This is a genomic window from Mycobacterium sp. (assembly GCF_049278535.1).
Taxonomy (GTDB): Bacteria; Actinomycetota; Actinomycetes; order Mycobacteriales; family Mycobacteriaceae; genus Mycobacterium.
Map to the genome: position 1 here is coordinate 1 of NZ_JBAPMI010000295.1, position 18572 is coordinate 18572.

Sequence of the window (18572 nt, forward strand, 5' to 3'; positions counted from 1 at the left end):
TGAAGCTCACCGGTGACGAGGCGACGGGCGCGAACATCGTGCGCGTGGCCCTGTCGGCTCCGCTGAAGCAGATCGCCTTCAACGGCGGGCTCGAGCCCGGCGTTGTCGCCGAGAAGGTCACCAACTCCAAGCCGGGTGTCGGCCTCAACGCCGCCACCGGTGAGTACGAGGACCTGCTCAAGGCGGGCGTCGCCGACCCGGTCAAGGTGACGCGTTCGGCGCTGCAGAACGCGGCGTCCATCGCGGCGCTGTTCCTGACCACCGAGGCCGTCGTGGCCGACAAGCCGGAGAAGTCAGCCGCGCCTGTCGGCGACCCGACCGGTGGCATGGGCGGTATGGACTTCTAAGTCCGCGTGAGACAACGAAAAGCCCGGTCCCCAGGTGGGGCCGGGCTTTTCGCATTTTTGGGTAACTGATGTACTGAACATTCGAACAGGCGGGGACGAAGGGACAGCACGATGAGAAAATCGTTACGGCGCACAATTTTTGGAGTGATCCCCGGCTGCGCTCTGTGCATCATCGTCGCGCCGGCCGCTGGCGCTGCCCCCGATCCGTGCTCGGCCAGCGGGGTCGCTGCCACCGCCAGCGGGGTGCTGAACTCGGCGTCCGGATACCTCGACGGCCACCCGGACGCCAACAACGTGCTGACCACGGCAGTCAACCAATCGCCCGCCGACGCGAAGTCATCCGTGCGGGGGTATTTCGTCAGCCACCCCGGCGAGGCTCTGGAGCTGAAGGGCATCGCCCAGCCCCTGCTCGACCTGCGCGGGCGGTGCAACACATCAGTGTCGCCGGACCAATTGGCGGCACTGTTCGACGCGCTGTCCGGCTAAGCGGGTAGCGGCTGACGGCCCCGAACCAGCTTGCCGGGCCGCGCGTCGGTGGGCACGCCGTTTTCGGCGATCACTTCGCCGGTGACAATCGTGGCCACATAGCCGTCGGCGGTCTGATCGAGCCGGCGCCCGCCGGCGGGTAGGTCGTGGATGATCACCGGCTTGTGGATCCGCAGCGCGGCGTGGTCGATCACGTTCAGGTCGGCCTTGTAGCCCACCGCGATGCGGCCGCGGTCACCCAGACCGGCAACGCGGGCCGGCACCGAAGTGAGTCGGCGCACGGCCTCAGCCACCGAGAACCGGCCGGACTTGCGGTCCCGAGCCCAGTGCGCCAGGAAGTACGTCGAATAGCTTGCGTCGCAGATCATTCCGTAATGTGCGCCGCCGTCGCCCAAGCCGAGCACCACGTCGTCGCGATGCAGTAGCTCGCCCACCGTGTCCAGCGAGTTGTTCTCCAGGTTGCTCGTCGCGACCAGCAGCATGGCCGTGCCGTCGTCGTCGAGCAGCCGGTCGTAGGCCTCTTCCATCGGGTGCACCCCGCGGGCCCGGGCCCGGGCAGCGATGCTGGTCGACGGGTCGGGCTCGTAGTCGGGTTCGTCACCGAGCGGGAAGATCCAGTCCCACATCTGGGTCACGACGAGGATCGGGTGCCCGACGCCGGGCTTGTCGGCGAGGATCCGGGTGCGGACCTCCGGCTTGCGCATCTCGGCCACCCGCTCGGCCAGCGGCAGATCTGCGATCTCGCGGTAGCTCGGGTACAGCACGAACGGGTTGGCGCTCAACTGGAGTCCCATGATCAGGCCGATGGGACGCGGCAGCAGTTGCGCGGTGACGTCGCCGCCGGCGGCGTTGGATTTTTCGATCATGTTGATGGCGTCCGGCCACGTCGGGTCGCCGGCATTGCCGACGACGAGCGTGAAGGTGACGGGCAGCCCGACGTCCTCGGCGACGTCGAAAACCGTCTGCAGCACCGACTGATAGCCGCCGGCCGGAATGTCGGGAACGAACTGGAGCAAGCCCCCTCCGGCGTCGACGACGCCCTTGGCGATCTCTTCGATCTCCTCGCGCGCGGCACCGTAACTCGGTATGGGAGAACCGCTTTCGGTCTTGTGGATGGTGAACCGCGACGAGGCGAAGCCCAGCGCACCGGTCTCGATTGCCTCCTTGGCCAGCGCCCGCATCTTGGCGAGGTCTTCGGGGGTGGCCGGCTCGCGGTCGGCCCCGCGCTGGCCCATCACATAGACCCGCAGCGGTGAGTGCGGCAGATAGGCGGCCACGTCGATGTCGCGTCTGCCGGCGTCGAGGGCGTTCATGTACTCGGGGAATGTCTCCCAATTCCACGGCAGGCCATCGGTCATCACCACACCGGGAATGTCTTCGACCCCGGCCATCACGTCGACCAGCACGTCGTGGTCTTCCTGGCGGCACGGAGCGAAGCCGACGCCGCAGTTGCCCATCACCACGGTGGTCACTCCGTGCGCCGACGACGGCGTCAACCGATCCGACCAGATGGACTGGCCGTCGTAATGCGTGTGCAGGTCAACGAAGCCTGGCGTGACCAGCAACCTGGTTGCGTCGATTTCCCGCGTTGCGGTCGAACCGTTGATGTCGCCGACCGCCGCGATGACGCCGTCGCGCACGGCGACGTCACCGCTGTACGGCTCACCTCCCAGCCCGTCGACAATGGTGCCGTTGCGGATGATGAGGTCGTAGGTCATCTAAATAATCTCCTACATGAACGGTTTTACCTGGTGGGACGGGCTGCCCGTGTCCTAAAGAGTTTCGAAAGCGCCACCAAATACCTGGGGAAATGGGCTTTGGGGTGTCCACTGGACACACGGCCGTGTCCATCGCTGGCGCTCACCTCAAGAGCGTAACCCCGTAGCGTTTGTTTACCGGATCTCAATCTTCCCAGCTCACCAGTGGACTGAACTCCATCGTGGGCCTACTTCGTGGTGTTGGAAAGGGTGTGCGTCGAGCTTCTCCAACGCAGACAAGACGCATGTCGAAGCTACTGCGGACGGGAGTCTATTTAGATAGAGCGGACGCTGACCGTACGACGCGGGGTACGGGACCTCCATGGCGGCCGTTCACGGGTGCTGGCAATGTGCTGCTTTCTCTTGTGAATGTTTGTCGGCGTATATAACCTGCTCAAAGGCTCCGTCGTAGACACGTCTCATATGAACGTGGGAAAGAACCTGTTGGCATGGCCTCAAAGTCGATGCTTTCGGGTTTTTCTCTGGTACGCCAGCTCCACTGCGGCGGTGCTTATCTCTTTGAGAGCGACCATGGGCAATGATGCAGGTTTCGCCGCGGCGGTAACGGTCCGCCAGCAGTCGCTTCACGACTCGTTGACGGCCACGTATGCCAACGGGCAGTTTCCGACCAGGCTCGATTTCCCGCTGCCGGGCGGGCCTCCGGATGCCTCGGTCTCCTTCTTCCTCGGCGAGCCCGACATCGCGTGCGAGGGGTCAACCAACCTGCTGGTCGTCACGGTCCCCGTGTGGGGCAACGCTACGGTGATGGAACCCGATCAGGTGATTCTCCAGGTCAAGGGGCTGATCGAGATCACCATTGTGCCGGACTTCCAGCGGGTTACAGCAGCCGACTCGACGCCTGTCGCGCAACTGAACCCCGGCACGGCAATCGCAATCCGCAGGTGGACGGCGGCCGTGACATCCGCAGATGCTCCGCCGGACGTCGCCAGCTACGTCACTGGCGACATGTTCCGCATGCGCCTGCAGACGGCGATTGCCAAGGCCGTGCAGCTCGGCGCCATCTCGCTGCCGCAGATTCCGGTCCAATTCCTGAACGGAATACCCACGTTCGTGTCTGAGAACGGGATCGAATCTGTGGCCGTCGACGGCGCGCTCCTTCTCGGATTCAACGTCGGTAGTGACAGCCCAACGGGTCCGCTCGTGGGAGACGTAACGGCTTTGGTCGACTTCGCGGGCTCTTTCGACCTTGCGGCATTTGTGAACCCACTTGGGGCCCCGCTTTTCTTTGACGATGTTAGGGACCAACTCGCCACGGCTGCCTCCGACCAAGGCGTCACCCTCGATGCCGGCGCGTTGAACATCACGCTGGCCGACCAGCACGCCCACGTCACGGGGAACTTTGACGCCACGGGCGGCACGATGAATTTCAGCTTCGACCTCGTCCCGCACATGGCGAACTACACCGGGCCGGGAGCATTTTGGGAGTCCTACACACATGAGCACTGGGTGGACGACCCTCGTCCGCGCACTGTGAAGCCACGCAGCTGGCCGGCGCTCTGGTTCACGACTGCCAACGCGCAGTCGGATGAGCATACGGACTGGTGGGTCGATCTGCTCGCTGCGCTGCCGTTCGGACTCGTTGGACTCGGTGGACTCTATCTTCTTTATTTCATGCCGAAGTTCGGCTACGACGAGGGCCTTTTCGATAACCAAATCAACAACCATCCGCCCTCGGCTCCCTACTCGCGGGTGCGACACATCAACGCGCCCGCGGGCGGCACCGCCTTGCGCGTCGCGCTCGACAGCTTCGAACTGAATTCCGACGGCATCTCGGTAGGCGTTCACGTAAGGGCGAAACCGACGACGATCGCCGTGACGGGTCCCGCGATCATCCCGAGCACCTACGCCACCGAACAGCTGCGCTACATCGGGCGCCTGCCGTCGGGCACCCGCCCGACCGATCCGACGCTTCGCGTTGCTTGGACGCTGACGGACGCGGCATCCGGCGCGGTGCTGGCCAGCCGGGATGATCAGGTTGCCAACCCGTCGCCTAGCTTCGAGTTCCAGCCGAGTTCGTTCGCGTCGACCTCGATGTTCAACATCGAAGGCCGCCTCTACCGGCTCTTCGGCGCTGATGTCGATGACGTCGGCAGCGCGATGACGTCACTGCAGGTGCGCGGGGCACTCGCGCCCGGCACGTATGTACGCTGGCGGGCCCAATCGGTCAAGCCGGAGGTGACCTTCGACAAGATTGGTGGGCAATGGCAGTACGGCGGAGACGTTCACGTCGCGCGGTCGTCGAAGTGGCACCGCACTGATACCCAGTGCAACGCCGCGAGCAAGGGCGTCGATTACGCCGGCCGATACCAATCGCAACACGCGGACACGCTCCCCTTCCCGCTCGCCAAGCTCGATGCGTTCCGGGCGCTGCTATGTGATTACTGCTTCTTCGGTGGGCCAGCGGGGACGAACGCGCGATTCTGAAGGCCACTAACCTCTGCCCAGAGCACGCACACGAGCGGTAGGTTTTTAGCGCCTGCCGGTCCGAGACGAACCCACGCCCCGGCAATAGCGGTCACAACGCAGCACGCCTGACTCGGCATACCCATACTCAGCTGCGGGCAGGCTCGAGAACGGCTCGAAGAAGCGACTCGAGAAGCAGAGTTCAAAGCTTTCGAGTGTCGGTGGCTGATGCCAGGATGTTTTTATGCGCGCCGGCGACGATGCAGAGCGCAGCGATGAGGAGGAGCGGCGCCAATGATCGATCACTTCAACATCAACTGCAACGACTACGCCCTGTCGCAGGAGTTCTATGACCGGGTGTTGGGGGTGCTGGGTTATTCGCGGCAACTAGATTTCGGTGAGGCCGTGGGGTACGGGCCGGAAGGCCACCCGGATTTCTGGATCGCCGAAGGCGCGGGCATGGGCCCGAATCGGGAAACGCACTTCGCCTTCGCGGCCGTAGACCACGGCGCGGTGCAGGCGTTTCATGACGCCGCTGTCGAGTTGGGTGCCGAGTCGCTGCACGCTCCGCAGCTGTGGCCGGAGTACGGCGAGGGCTACTTCGCGGCCTTCGTCCGAGACCCCGACGGCAACAACGTCGAAGCCGTCTGCCATGGGTAGGGTCGGCGGGTATGTCTGACCCCGATGCGTCTGCCAGGGAATTGTTGCGCGACGCCTTCACTCGACTGATCGAGCACGTCGACGAGATCGCCGACGGACTCAGCGACGACACGGCCAACTACCGGCCGGATCCGGACGCCAACAGCATTGCCTGGCTGATCTGGCACAGCGCGCGCGTCCAGGACGTTCAGCTGGCCCCGATCGCCGGAGTCGAGCAGGTGTGGACGGCCGACGGATGGGTTGACCGGTTCGGTCTCGACCTGCCGCGCAACGACACCGGCTACGGCCACGGTCCAACTGAGGCGGCCAAGGTGCAGGCCCCGGTCGACCTGCTGGTCGGCTACTACCGCGCGGTGCACAAGCTGACGCTGGAATTCGTCGCCGGCGTCACCGCCGAGGACTTGGAGCGCATCGTGGACCGCAACTGGGATCCGCCGGTAACCGCCAGCGCCCGGATCGTCAGCATCATCGACGACTGCGCTCAACACCTCGGTCAAGCCGCCTACGTGCTGGGTATCGCTCCTTAAGGCCTCCCGGCACCAGGCACGGGGGCCGGGAACATGACGATCTGGCCGGTCGGCTCCGGTGGTGGCTCCGCGCCGTCCCACTCCTGGCACGCGACGTAGAGCTGCGGCTGCTGATCGCCGCGGCTGAGTATGCAGGCGAACGCGCCTCGATCGAGTTCGACCGTGTCAAGAGCCTCGCCGCCTTCCCGCACCCGCACGCAGTGCTGGTTTCCCACGTCGGCGTACCAGACGGCCCCGTCGGCGTCGACGCAGATGCCGTCAGGGTGGTCTCCGCCCAGCTCCGCCCACGTCCGCCGCCTTGCCAGTTCCCCGGTTTGACCGATGTCGTAGGCCGTGAGCCGATTGCCGTAAGACTCGGCGACGATCAAAGTCTCACCGTCGGCGGTGATCGCCATGCCGTTGGGAAAGGCGAGATCGTCTGCGACCAGCCGGACGGCGCCGTCCGGCGTGACGAGTACAACGCTTCCAGGTGCCGGCTCGCCGCCAGGGAAGTCGAAGCCGATGGTGTTGACGTACGCGTTGCCGCACGCGTCGACCACGATGTCATTCCAAGGTTTTTCCGAAACGGATGACAGGTCGGCATGGGCCACGAGCGAGCCGTCGAGTTCGCGACGAAGTAGGCGCCGCCGCGCCGAATCCACGACGAGCAACCGCCCGTCGGGCAAAAAGTCGATGCACATCGGAAACGACACGAGGCTGACGACGACCTCATGGCCGCCCTGGGGATCGAGCGCGACCACCTGATGCGCACCCCAATCGGAGAACCAGACCCGCCCGTCGTGCCAGCGGGGCGATTCACCAAACGTGATTCCCTCCATCAAAACCGTCATAGCGGTAAGACTGCCCGCCCGGGCAACACTCATCGACGGGCCAGCTAACTTGACACCTGTCGATACCAAACGACGGGAGTCTACGATGGCGGTTATGACCACGATCACACCCGCTACCCCCGTGACTGAACACGAGTTCTCCGGCACCGGCACCATCCGCAATCCCGCGAACGGCACGATCGCGGGGGAGGTGCAGTGGACCAATCCGGCTGACGTGCCGACCATCGCTGCCGGCCTGCGCGCCGCTCAGCGCGACTGGGAGCAGCGCGGAGCCGCCGGGCGCGCGAAGGTGCTGGCCCGGTTCGCAGTATGGATGGGTGAGCACCGCGGCGAGATCGAAGAACTACTGATCAAGGAGACCGGCAAGTCCGCGACCGACGCGGCGCAGGAAGTGCCGATGTTGATCATCGTCCTGTCGTACTACATCAGGACGATGGTCAAGGCACTCGAGCCAGAAAAGCGGCCGGCAGCACTGCCGTTCATGGCGATCAAAAAGGTCACCGTGCACTACCGGCCGCGGCAGGTCGTCGGCATCATCGCTCCGTGGAACTACCCGGTGGCCAACGCACTGATGGACGGCATCGGCGCGCTGGCGGCAGGTTGTTCTGTACTGCTGAAGCCGTCCGAACGGACCCCGCTGACCGCCGAGCTGCTGCGGCGCGGCTGGCTGGAATGCGGAGCGCCCGACGTTTTCGCGGTGGTGCAGGGCGCCCGCGAGGTCTCCGAAGCCGTCGTCGACAACGTCGACTTCGTCCAGTTCACCGGGTCGTGTGCCACCGGAAGCAAAGTGATGGAGCGCGCAGCTCGCCGGTTGACACCGGTCAGCCTGGAACTCGGCGGCAAGGACCCGATGATCGTCCTCGAGGACGCCGATGTCGATCTCGCCGCGCACGCCGCGGTGTGGGGGGCGATGTTCAATGCCGGGCAGACCTGCGTCTCGGTGGAGCGGGTTTACGTGCTCGAGCAGGTGTACGACCAGTTCGTCGAGGCCGTCGTCCGCGACGTGAAGAAACTGCAGGTCGGTGCCGGCGAGGGACACGACTTCGGCGCCATGATCGACGAGCAGCAGCTGGCCGTCACCGAACGCCACGTCCGCGAGGCGGTCGCGGCCGGTGCGAAAGCGCTGACCGGCGGCCAGCGCACGGACACGTCGGGCAGTTTCTACCCGCCGACGGTGCTCGTCGACGTCGACCACTCGATGGCGTGCATGACCGAGGAGACTTTCGGTCCCACGCTGCCGATCATGAAGGTCGGTTCGGTCGAGGAAGCAATCCGGTTGGCCAACGACAGCGAATACGGACTGAGCGCCTCGGTGTTCTCCCGGGACTTCGACCGCGCCAAAGAGGTTGCACTGCAACTTGATTGTGGTGCGGTCAACGTCAATGACGTGATCACCAACCTGATGTGCACGACCGCGCCGATGGGCGGCTGGAAGACTTCGGGCATCGGTGCGCGGTTCGGCGGCGCCGATGGGTTGCGCAAGTTCTGTCGCGTCGAGACCGTTGTGGGGCCCCGCACCAATGTCGGCGCGGGCCAGAACTACTACCACAACTCGCTGAAAGCGCTGAAGCGAGTCAACAAGATGATGACCAAGATGGCGCTGTCCCGTCCACGTCGCGTGGCCAAGTAGGGCCATTTCGTGCGATTCGCCCTGACGGCGCTGCTGTGGCTGTGCACCACCGTCCTGCTGGCAATTGCGGTGCCGACGGTGTGGACGCAGAACCATGTCGTCGACGTCAACGGCTATACCGCTATGGCACGTAAAGCGGCCGGCGACAAGGCTTTGCAGTCGGCGGTGGCAGCGGAACTCGCCGCCCGGGCAACGGTTCTGATCGACCAGCACGGTCACCAGGCTGACTCGGCGCAAGTCCATGCCGTCGCTGCCGGGTATACCGCCGGGCCCGACTTCCCGGCACAGTTCGCCGATGCCAACCGGTTGGCTCACGACTGGATGTTCACCGGCGCCCACACGCAGTCCGACGGTGACCAGTGGGTCGTCGACCTGGCCGGCATGCTCAAAGACACGGCTTTCGAACAGCTGTTGACGAGCTACAACGTGAAGGTGCCCGACACGGTCCGGGTGCCGGTCACGGTATCGACGCCAAAAGTGTTGCAGCCGGGCCAGTTACGGCCGCTGACTACCTGGGGCCTGTGGGCGAGCATCGGCGCGGTGGTGCTGACCAGCGTCTGCGCACTGCTGACGCTGGCCGCTGCTCGTCGGCGCGCCCGGGCGTTGGCCGCCCTCGGAATCTCCGGGTTGCTGGTCGGTGCCGCGGGCTGGGCCACGATCGAACTGGCCCACTACACAATCAACGACAAGCTGAACAACACCACCGGCGGCATCCGTGGGATCGCCGACGTCATGGTCGGACAGGCCGAGAGCAGCTTGCACGATTGGCTCGACCTGACCCTCGCCGCGGGTGGTGTGCTGGTGGTCTTCGGCGTTCTAGTGGCTGGCCTGGGCAGCCTGCGGAAGAGCTGAATGATGTTCGCTCAGTAGAGCATCCAGCTTTTCGTTAGCCGATCGCAGGCCGGTGGTGATCAGACCGAACACTTTGTTGCGCACCTTTTGCGACTCATTGATCAGCGGGGCATACATGTGTCGCATCAGATCCAGCCGCGCGTCGCAAAGCCAGTTCATCAGGTCGGGATCCTCGAGCCAGCTGATCTGGTTGCCCTGCTCGGCGAGCGTCGTGGTCAGCCAGTCCAGGTCGGTGTTGGGATGCGGCACTGGTCGACACAGCCGGTTCCGGGTGGCGTCGTCGTCATACCCGGCTTCGACGTGGGCGATCAGGCTGGCACTGAACACCTGCTGACAGCCGCGCACGCTCTGCAGCGTGATCCGGTCACCATCGAAAACCGTTTCTGCTGGCAGCTTTTCCAGTCCGTCCGCGCTGCAGTCGACGTAGAGCGCCGAACCGTCGATGGTGATCGCACCGTCGGCGAGCGCCAGCTTGCCGGGTTCGATCCGCTGGACGCGTCCCATCCGCACGACATCGTCGATCCGCTGCAGCTGTTGCAGCTCGGTCGTCGTCACGTTTGCGCAGCGGTACATGGTCGGCTGGACCGCCGAATCCAGCCGCAGCAGATTGCCGCAGGCTTCCAAGCGGTCGAACAGGTCCGTCACCGACGTCGCGGCCTCGATCGCGACCAGCCGCTGGGTGAAGCCGGCCTGGAATCGCTCCAGGAATTGCGGGCCGGGCTGGATGTTGGCGCGATCCATCAGCCACGCGTCGCGGGGCATGATCCAGGTCAGCCGCTCGGGCGGAATCCCGTTGCGCAGCAACCACAGACACGTGTCGATACCTGTCTTGCCGGCGCCGACGATGACGAACCGGTCGCGGCCAGCCGCGAATGCCGGCAGGTCGTTGGGCGGCACGCAGTCCACCCCGTCGGCGACGTCGTACGCCGGCGGTCGCATCGACGGGACCGTGGTCTGCAGGTACGTCGCATCCACAACTCGTTGGCGGACGTTGACGGTGTGATCGCCGCCGGACAGCGTGCGAAACCGGCCATCGCCCAGATACTCCGCCATCGGAAAGTAGGACACCTGTCCGCTGGGCAGCAGGTCCTGATGCATCACGCGCTCGAAGTAGGCGCAAATCTCGCCGACCGTGGCCAGCTCGTACAGCCCTTCATTCCAGCCGAGTTGGTCGATGCTGTCGCTGCCCAGCACCCGAGAGTTGACCCCGTAATAGGCCGACGGTTGATGAAGGCGCACAAACGGATACGCCCGCGTCCAGTGCCCGCCCGGCGCGTGGCCCCGGTCGACGATCACCACCTGCGCGTCGGTCTCGGCCACCAGCGTGTCGGTGAACGCCATGCCCATCGCGCCCGCGCCGACCACAAGGTAATCCGTCTCAATCGTTATCACGCCAGTTCCTCCCCACGGTGGCGACGCCATCGGATTCCCCAATCCGGCGGTCGCTAGGTCAACGACAGTTTGGCGACGATCTTCCCGGTCGGCTGCGGTGACCCGTCGCCCGGTTCGACGGTGAAGGCCAGCACCTTGGAATTCTTGAGGTCGGAGAACATGTGGGTGGTCGATGGCTTGACGGCTGCGGTGTTCATCGTGCCCGCCGAAAGCGGGCCCTTGTCGCCGACCAGCCACATTTGGTAGACGGTGCCCTGCGTTGGCGGCGGCACGTTATTCATCAACAGCACACCGGCATTCATGTCCCGAGAGAACACCACGGTCGCCGTTCCGCCGGCCACTGCACCGGATACTGATCGCACGTCCGGTGCCGCCATGATCTGCTCGGCCATTGCCGGAGTGGGCTGCGGGCGCAGCGCGATACCCGCGCCGAAGGCGGCCAATGCCACCACGATCGCCGCTGCTGCGGCCAATGCCACTGTGCGCCAACGAGACTCGGTCGGGCCGGGCCGCCGCGCGCCGGCCAGCACCGCGGCCCGTAAACCAGTGGGTGGTTCGGCGGCGGTGGCCGCCGAGACCACTGCCATGGTCTCGCGCACGGCGCGCACCTCGGCGCTGAAGGCACTGGCGACTGCTGCCGGCGCCGCGGCGAGCTGCCGGTCGATGGTCGCGCGTTCGCTGTCGGAGATGGCGTTCAGCGCGTACGGCGTGGCCAGCTCGAGCAGGTCGAATTCAGTCGGCTCGGTCATGGCACACCCAGGCAGCTGCGGAGGCCGCGTAACGCGTCACGCATCCGCGACTTGATCGTCGACAGGTTGGCCGACAACCGTTGTGAGACTTCGGCGTACGTCAACCCGCTGTAATAGGCCAACTCGATGCACTGGCGCTGCACGTCGGTCAGTGAGTCCAGGCATGCCGCCACCCGGCGGGCTTCGTCGGCGGCTATCGCGGAATCGGCGACGAGATCACCGGGTCGGTCGACGGTGGCTGCGCCGTACCGCGACTCGCGCTGACCGGCGGATTGCTCGGAACGCACCCGGTCGACAGCGCGGCGGTGTGCCATGGTCATCAGCCAGGCCAGCGCCGAACCCTTGGCGGAGTCGTAGGCCCCGGCGGTCCGCCACACCTCCAGGTAGACCTCCTGAGTGGTCTCTTCGCTGTACCCGGAGTCGCGCAGCACCCGGGTGATCAACCCGTAGACCCGGGCCCGGGTGTGGTCGTAGAGCGCGGCGAACGCTTCGGTATCGCGACGCGCCACCCGGGGCAGCAATGCGTCCAGTTCGCTGCCGTGCCTTGGTTCGGTCATTGGTCGGTAGCCTATCCGCTCAGCAACGGCGGTCGTCATTTTCGTGCCGATCGGGGCGGGCGCGGAATGAAAAAGGATGTCCGTTGCTGGTATTCGGCGAAACCCGGACGCCCTCTCATGTACTTCTCGGTGAGCCGCGCCCCGGTGGCGAACACCAGGAAATAGGTCATCAGCGTCGGGGAAAGCACCGTGGCCAGCGACCACCACCCGGTGATCGTGATCAGCCACAGCCCCCACCACACGCAGGCATCGCCGAAGTAGTTGGGGTGACGCGTCCACGCCCACAGGCCGCGGTCCATCAACAGACCGCGGTGGCTCGGGTCGGCTTTGAATACCCGCAATTGATGGTCGCCGAGAGATTCGAAGATGACGCCCGTCAACCACACCAGCGCGCCAACCAGGGTGACGGCCAGCCAGCGCCGTGGCGTGGGGCCGGCGACCGCTGACAGCTGCAGCGGCAGCGAGATGAACCAGGTGGCGAAGGCCTGCAGCAGGAACACCTTGCCGACAATCTGGCCGACGGAGGCGTTGCGCAGCAGGTCGGCGTAGCGGGGATCCTCGCCGTGCCCGATCGACCGCCGGTAGATGTATCCGCTGAGCCGCAGTCCCCAGACCGCGACCAGGGCCAGCAACAGCCAGCGGCGGCACGGGTCGCCATTGCCCAGGGTGGCGGCGACAGTCGCGACCGCGATGAAACCCAGCCCCCAGGCCACATCGACGACGTTGTAGCGGCCGATGCGGTGGCCGATAGCGAACGTGATCGTGTGCACCACGAGCAATGCCGCAACCGAGGCGCCCGAGACGACGGCGAAGTCGACGATCATGTCGTGGCTTTGTTGACGAACGTCCACTGATAGACGTTGAGGTTGCCCGACCGGAATCCGGCCTCACGCTCCGCCAGGTACAACTCCCACATCCGCGCAAATACCTCGTCGAAGCCGATGTGCTGCAATGTCTTTCGACGCTGCAGAAATCGCTCCCGCCACAGCCGCAGCGTTTCTGCGTAGTGCTCGCGCATCGACTGTATATCGACCGGGCGTAATCCGCTCTGCCGCTGCGCGATTGCGAGCAGAGCCTTGGCCGACGGGATCTGTTCGCCGGGGAAGATGTACTTCTGGGTCCAGGTCTGCTTGTTGCGGCTGGCCCACATCTGCGCGTGTGGCATGGCTATCGCCTGGATCACCACGTACCCGCCGGGTTTTACCAGCCGGCCCATGGTGCGCAAGAAATCTGGCCACGAGCGATGCCCCACGGCCTGGACCATCTCCACCGAAATCACGGCGTCATAGCATCCGTCGATATCGCGATAATCGCACACATCGATGCTCACCCGTCCGGATTGGCCGGCTGCGGCGACCCGTTGTCGGGCCAGCCAAGCCTGGCGGTCCGAGGGGGTGACGGAGCGGACATGGGCGCCGCGTCTGGCCGCGCGGATACACAGCTCGCCCCAGCCCGTGCCGACTTCCAGCAGTCGGGTACACGGTCCGACTCCGGCGGCGTCCAACAGCCGGTCGATGTTGTGTCGCTGCGCGGGGGCCAGATCGGTCCAGGACGCGGGCACGCGATCGAACAGCGCGCTCGAGTACGACATGGTTTCGTCGAGGAACTCGATGAACAGGTCGCTGGACACGTCGTCATAGTGCGCGGCGATGTTGCGCTGCGACTGTTCCCGGCTCACCCGCCGCCGAGCGCCGACCGCACGCGGCGCGAGCCGGCGCAGTCTTCGCGGGATCATCTCGTGCAGCGCCGGCGCCAAGACGGTCAGCGCCGCGACGAGATCTGTCGACTGCCATTCGCCTGCCATGTACGACTCGCCGAACCCGATCAGTCCATGGCGTCCCATCCGGCGCAAAAACCGGTCCGGCTCGCTGACGATCAGCGTCGGTGACGACGCGTCGCCCGCGCCGATCGCCGTGCCGTCGGGGTAGGTCAGCCGCATCGGCAGGCCGGCCACGGCGCGGCGGAGCAACCGACGGGCCATCACCGCCAATGCCGCGGCGACCGGTCCGGACGGGACCGTGGCGACCTCCGGCCAGCACTCTGAATCGGTTGCTGCTGGGATGCTTTGGCTGCTGACCAGCATCACCGGCGGGTCGGGCTGGACCTCGGGGATGTCGTCCACAACGTGCAGGTGACAAGGTTCGGGCACATCAAGTATTCGGAGCCGACCGCCCGCCGGATGACGGTTGTCTCCTCACAGCGATCGAAGCGCTCGACCCATCCCCGCCGCCGACTGCTCCGAATGCCTGACATCGGTGTCCGCATCCGGCGGCGTCGTCGCCTTCACAGAGGAGTTAAGCGATGAAGAACGGTCAGAGGAAGACACTCGCGGTGGGTTTCGCGGCGCTGGCGGCGCTCGGATTTTCAGCGTGTTCAAGCAACAAGACGCAGTCCGAGCAGACCAGCGCGAGCCCGGTCACCAGTTCGATGGCGCCCGCGATGACGAGTGCGATGGCCGCTCCTGCGTCCGATCTGATCGGTTCCGGGTGCTCGGATTACGCGGCGCAACATCCGAACGGCCCGGCGTCGGTGGCCGGCATGGCGCAAGACCCGGTCGCGACCGCGGCGTCGAACAATCCACTGCTGTCGACCTTGACGTCGGCGCTGTCGGGCAAGCTGAACCCGAACGTCAACCTGGTCGACACCCTCAACAACGGCCAGTACACGGTATTCGCGCCGACTAACGCCGCCTTCGACAAGCTGCCGGCGGCCACGCTCGACGATCTCAAGACGAACACCGAGAAGTTGAAGAGCATCCTGACTTTCCACGTGGTGCAGGGACAGGCGAGCCCGGCCAAGGTCGACGGCATGCACAAGACGCTGCAGGGCGCCGAAGTGAACGTGATGGGCATGGGCAACGACCTCAAGGTCAACGACGCGGGTTTGGTGTGTGGAGGGGTGCACACCGCTAACGCGACGGTGTACATGATCGACACTGTGCTGGTGCCCCCCAGCCAGTAGCGGTCGCGGACCGCCGTGAAGATAGGGCAGCCCGGTCCCCCGGGCTGCCCTATCGCTTTTCCGGCGGCCCGGCCAATCCGTGACGGCACCGGCAGCGAATAATGATCATGGTGTCGCTTGCGTTGATTGGTTTGGTCGGAGGCCTGATCACGGGAATCTCGCCGTGCATCCTGCCGGTGTTGCCGGTGATCTTTTTTTCCGGAACGTCCGCGACGACCGGCACGGCCGACGGGGCGGTGGCCGTAGAAGCCAAACGCAGTGTGTCGCGGCCGTATCGGGTGATCGCCGGTCTGGTGCTGAGCTTCAGCTTGGTCACCCTCGTCGGTTCGGCGCTGCTGTCGTTGTTGCACCTTCCGCAGGACGTGATCCGCTGGGTGGCGCTGGTCGCGCTGGTCGCGATCGGGCTCGGCTTGATCTTTCCGCGATTCGAGGAACTGCTGGAGCGGCCGTTCGCCCGACTTCCGCAGAAGCGGATTGCGACCCGCACCAACGGTTTTGGCCTCGGCCTTGCCCTGGGTGTGCTGTATGTGCCGTGCGCGGGCCCGGTGCTGGCCGCGATCGTGGTGGCAGGTGCGACGGCGCAGATCGGCCTACCCATTGTCGTGCTCACGCTGGCGTTTGCCGTCGGCGCGGCGGCCCCGCTGTTGTTCTTCGCGCTGGCCGGACAGCGAATAGCCATCCGGATCAGTGCTTTTCGGCGTCGTCAGCGTGCGATCCGCGTGACAGCAGGGGTGGTGACCCTGCTGCTGGCAGTGGCGCTGGTCTTCAATCTGCCGGCCGCGCTGCAGCGGGCGCTTCCGGACTACACCGGGTCGCTGCAGGACAAGCTTGGTAGCGATAGCCGCGTTCAGCAGCAGCTCGGCGGCATCGTCAACGACCAGAACGCGGCGTTGTCGAACTGCAGCAACGGATCCCAGCAGCTGCAGAACTGCGGCCAGGCGCCTGACGTCAAGGGCATCAACGGGTGGCTCAACACCCCCGACAGCACACCGATCGATCTGCGGGCGTTGCACGGCAAGGTGGTGCTGATCGACTTCTGGGCGTACTCCTGCATCAACTGCCAACGCGCCATCCCGCATGTCGAAGGCTGGTACAAGGCCTATCACGACCTCGGTTTCGAGGTCATCGGCGTACACACCCCCGAGTACGCCTTCGAAAAGGTCACCGGCAACGTGAAAAAGGGTGCCGCAGACCTGGGCATCACGTATCCGATCGCGCTCGACAACGGCTATTCGACGTGGACGAATTACCGAAATCGCTACTGGCCCGCCGAATATCTGATCGACGCCAGCGGCGTCGTGCGGCACATCAAGTTCGGCGAGGGCGATTACGACGGCACCGAGAAGCTGATCCGTGAGCTGCTCACCACCGCCCGGCCCGGCGTCTCGCTGCCACCGTCGGTGGACGCGCCCGACACCACCCCGACGGTCGACCTGACCCGGGAGACGTATTTCGGCGTAGGCAAGAAGTCCAACTACGCCGGCACCGGTGAGTACGACGAGGGGAGCGCGACATTCGCGTATCCGCCGACACTGCCCGACGACACTTTCGCTCTTCGGGGTCGGTGGGCACTGGACTACCAGGGCGCGACGTCCGACGACGATTCCTCGAGCATCGAACTGAATTACCACGCCAAAAATGTCTACATCGTGGTCGGCGGAACCGGGACGTTAGCCGTGACGCGCGACGGGAAGACGACGACATTGCCGGTCAGCGGTCCGCCGACGTCACATCAGATCGTCGCGACCGACAACGTGGCCCGGGGATCAATCGATGTGCGTGCCAGCAAAGGGCTGCAAGTGTTTTCGTTCACCTACGGCTGACTGGTGCGGGCCTTACGGCGTGATGATGTGCGAGGGGTCGGGTCGCAATTCCGGTGGGGCCTGGCTGTAATCGCCGAACGGCCCGTCGCGGCGCTCGACGGCCGCCCGGACTCCGTTCGTCGCCGCGGTCTGGATGAAGTCCAGCGCCTCGGGGGTGTTGCGCATCAGGCCGTCGAGGATGCCGCCCAGCTTCTGGGTTGAGGCCAGGCCCATGTTCTCGTAAGCCTGGTTGATAATCAGCTTCTGAGCTTGTAACTGCGACAACGGGATTCGGGATAGCTCGGCGGCGATCTCGGCGACGCGCGCCTCGAGCCGCTCGAAGGGGACCGCCTCGTTGATCAACTCGACCTCGACGGCCTGCGCGCCGGTCAGCGGCCGGCCGGTCAGGGCATGCCATTTCGCCTTAGCCAGGCTCAGCCGGTACATCCACATCCCCGTCAGGTACGCGCCCCACATCCGGCTGTACGGGGTGCCGATGACGGCGTCGTTGCTGGCGATGACGATGTCGGCGCACAGCGCGTAGTCGCTGCCCCCGCCGACACACCAGCCGTGCAGCTGGGCGATCACCGGTTTGGTGGCCCGCCAGATCGCCATGAACTTCTGATGCGGTCCCGTCGGGGCGGTAACCATCGCGAAATCCTTGCCCGGGTCCCAGCGGCCGGCGGTGTTCATCGCCTCGCCCCACTGCTGGAATCCCTCGCCGAAGTCGTAGCCGGCGCAGAACGCCCGGCCGGCGCCGCGCAGCACGATGACCTTGACGTCCGGGTCCCGCTCGGCCAGGCCGATAGCGGCCTCGATTTCGTCGGGCATCGGCGGAACGATGGTATTGAGCGCCTCGGGGCGGTTCAGCGTGATGGTCGCTACGGGCCCGGCGGTGGCGTACAGCAGTGTCTCGAAATCGGTTGTCGGCATCGCTCAAGCGAAGGCGCTCAGCGCGCCAGTGTCCAGTAGGGCTTAGTCCTCGGCGTGCCGCCGCTGATCCCACTGCTCGAGATGCGTTTGCAGCTTGAACATGCCCACTGCGGCCAGCGGGCCGGCTACTGAACAGATGCCGATAAACAACGGGTTCATCTGCGTCCCCTTTCGGCCTTCCGATACTGAGACGGTCGTGCCGCTCGCTCTAAGCAAATCTTAAGGTACACCTCAGCGAAAACACATGGAGGCATTTTCGCGCATTTATAAAAGCGTGTCGGTTCAGCCAACCGCGGGCGGCAGCATCTGGAACCCGGTAAGGACCGTCTCGGTGTCGTGGGCGTAGACGGGGTTGTCGGGATCGGTGGACTGGACCGTGACGGTGGTAACGAAGGTGCTGCCGCCGAAGGCGCCGGCGACCATGAGTGTCCTGACTTTGCGCGGCGGAATGCGGCCGATGCTCGGGGCGTCGTAGTCGACGACCTCAGCGTCGTCGCCGCACAGGCTCGTCTCGCGGGTGTGCAAGGCGGTGGCGCCGAGACGATCGATCAGCGCCGCACGTTCCTGGTCGAAGATCGCGTGGTTGTCGCTGGCCTCGACCGGCGCGGACTCGAGGGTCACCACAGCGGTAGGCATGAAGTTATCGGCAGACAGGTCTTTGTTTC

The 18572-nt window shown here is 65.3% G+C and carries 17 protein-coding genes and 1 pseudogene; 9 read left to right on the forward strand and 9 right to left on the reverse strand.

Features of this window, described 5'->3' with window-relative positions; all coding sequences use genetic code 11:
* Positions 1–347: TCP-1/cpn60 chaperonin family protein (locus tag WAO18_RS19570; protein WP_422207892.1), on the forward strand; the 347-nt coding region annotated here is incomplete at its 5' end.
* 144 nt (positions 348–491) lie between these two features.
* Positions 492–833: a heme-binding protein gene (locus tag WAO18_RS19575; RefSeq protein ID WP_422207893.1), complete on the forward strand. Its 342-nt coding sequence runs from the start codon at positions 492–494 to the stop codon at positions 831–833.
* Here WAO18_RS19575 and WAO18_RS19580 read toward each other — a convergent pair.
* On the reverse strand, positions 830–2551 hold the full coding sequence (locus WAO18_RS19580; protein ID WP_422207894.1) for an N-acyl-D-amino-acid deacylase family protein: 1722 nt from the start codon (positions 2549–2551) through the stop codon (positions 830–832). The two genes, WAO18_RS19575 and WAO18_RS19580, sit on opposite strands and share 4 nt — an antisense overlap.
* Before the next feature lie 570 nt (positions 2552–3121).
* Here WAO18_RS19580 and WAO18_RS19585 point away from each other — a divergent pair.
* From WAO18_RS19585 to WAO18_RS19595, 3 genes are all read left to right on the forward strand, one after another.
* Positions 3122–5035: a hypothetical protein gene (locus WAO18_RS19585; RefSeq protein ID WP_422207895.1), complete on the forward strand. Its 1914-nt coding sequence runs from the start codon at positions 3122–3124 to the stop codon at positions 5033–5035.
* Between the two features lie 273 nt (positions 5036–5308).
* Positions 5309–5674: a VOC family protein gene (locus tag WAO18_RS19590; RefSeq protein WP_422207896.1), complete on the forward strand. Its 366-nt coding sequence runs from the start codon at positions 5309–5311 to the stop codon at positions 5672–5674.
* A gap of 11 nt (positions 5675–5685) precedes the next feature.
* Positions 5686–6201, forward strand: a complete 516-nt coding sequence (locus WAO18_RS19595; protein WP_422207897.1) for a mycothiol transferase — start codon at positions 5686–5688, stop codon at positions 6199–6201.
* Here WAO18_RS19595 and WAO18_RS19600 read toward each other — a convergent pair.
* Positions 6198–7031: an SMP-30/gluconolactonase/LRE family protein gene (locus tag WAO18_RS19600; RefSeq protein ID WP_422207898.1), complete on the reverse strand. Its 834-nt coding sequence runs from the start codon at positions 7029–7031 to the stop codon at positions 6198–6200. The two genes, WAO18_RS19595 and WAO18_RS19600, sit on opposite strands and share 4 nt — an antisense overlap.
* A gap of 94 nt (positions 7032–7125) precedes the next feature.
* On the opposite strand from WAO18_RS19600, the gene WAO18_RS19605 reads away from it, so the two are divergent.
* Together WAO18_RS19605 and WAO18_RS19610 are read left to right on the forward strand one after the other, a co-directional pair.
* Positions 7126–8661 carry an aldehyde dehydrogenase family protein gene (locus WAO18_RS19605; protein WP_422207899.1) on the forward strand — a complete coding sequence of 512 codons (1536 nt, stop codon included), beginning with the start codon at positions 7126–7128 and terminating at the stop codon, positions 8659–8661.
* A gap of 9 nt (positions 8662–8670) precedes the next feature.
* Positions 8671–9513, forward strand: a complete 843-nt coding sequence (locus tag WAO18_RS19610; RefSeq protein WP_422207900.1) for a hypothetical protein — start codon at positions 8671–8673, stop codon at positions 9511–9513.
* Here the strand turns inward: WAO18_RS19610 and WAO18_RS19615 are convergent.
* The 5 genes from WAO18_RS19615 to WAO18_RS19635 are packed head-to-tail and all read right to left on the reverse strand — an operon-like array spanning position 9478 to position 14297.
* A complete protein-coding gene (locus WAO18_RS19615) occupies positions 9478–10905 on the reverse strand; it encodes an NAD(P)-binding protein (RefSeq protein ID WP_422207901.1) in 1428 nt (475 codons plus the stop codon). The genes WAO18_RS19610 and WAO18_RS19615 overlap by 36 nt on opposite strands.
* Before the next feature lie 53 nt (positions 10906–10958).
* On the reverse strand, positions 10959–11654 hold the full coding sequence (locus tag WAO18_RS19620; protein ID WP_422207902.1) for an anti-sigma factor: 696 nt from the start codon (positions 11652–11654) through the stop codon (positions 10959–10961).
* Positions 11651–12211, reverse strand: a complete 561-nt coding sequence (locus WAO18_RS19625; protein ID WP_422207903.1) for a sigma-70 family RNA polymerase sigma factor — start codon at positions 12209–12211, stop codon at positions 11651–11653. Before WAO18_RS19625 ends, WAO18_RS19620 begins: the two co-directional genes overlap by 4 nt.
* Before the next feature lie 35 nt (positions 12212–12246).
* The gene (locus tag WAO18_RS19630; protein WP_422207907.1) at positions 12247–13035 is read right to left on the reverse strand and encodes a DUF1295 domain-containing protein; all 789 of its coding nucleotides are present in this window, start codon (positions 13033–13035) and stop codon (positions 12247–12249) included.
* Positions 13032–14297 (reverse strand): class I SAM-dependent methyltransferase, encoded by a 1266-nt coding sequence (locus WAO18_RS19635; protein ID WP_422207908.1) that lies wholly within the window; start codon positions 14295–14297, stop codon positions 13032–13034. The genes WAO18_RS19630 and WAO18_RS19635 overlap by 4 nt, the downstream gene beginning before the upstream one ends.
* A 215-nt stretch (positions 14298–14512) precedes the next feature.
* Between WAO18_RS19635 and WAO18_RS19640 the strand changes: the two genes are divergently transcribed.
* Both WAO18_RS19640 and WAO18_RS19645 read left to right on the forward strand, forming a co-directional pair.
* Positions 14513–15172 (forward strand): fasciclin domain-containing protein, encoded by a 660-nt coding sequence (locus WAO18_RS19640; protein WP_422207904.1) that lies wholly within the window; start codon positions 14513–14515, stop codon positions 15170–15172.
* 107 nt (positions 15173–15279) lie between these two features.
* On the forward strand, positions 15280–16995 hold the full coding sequence (locus WAO18_RS19645) for a cytochrome c biogenesis protein DipZ (RefSeq protein ID WP_422207905.1): 1716 nt from the start codon (positions 15280–15282) through the stop codon (positions 16993–16995).
* 12 nt (positions 16996–17007) lie between these two features.
* On the opposite strand, the gene WAO18_RS19650 is transcribed toward WAO18_RS19645, so the two are convergent.
* Together WAO18_RS19650 and WAO18_RS19655 are read right to left on the reverse strand one after the other, a co-directional pair.
* A complete protein-coding gene (locus WAO18_RS19650; RefSeq protein ID WP_422207906.1) occupies positions 17008–17907 on the reverse strand; it encodes a crotonase/enoyl-CoA hydratase family protein in 900 nt (299 codons plus the stop codon).
* Between the two features lie 282 nt (positions 17908–18189).
* Positions 18190–18572: pseudogene (locus WAO18_RS19655) on the reverse strand (hypothetical protein); the annotation flags it as partial.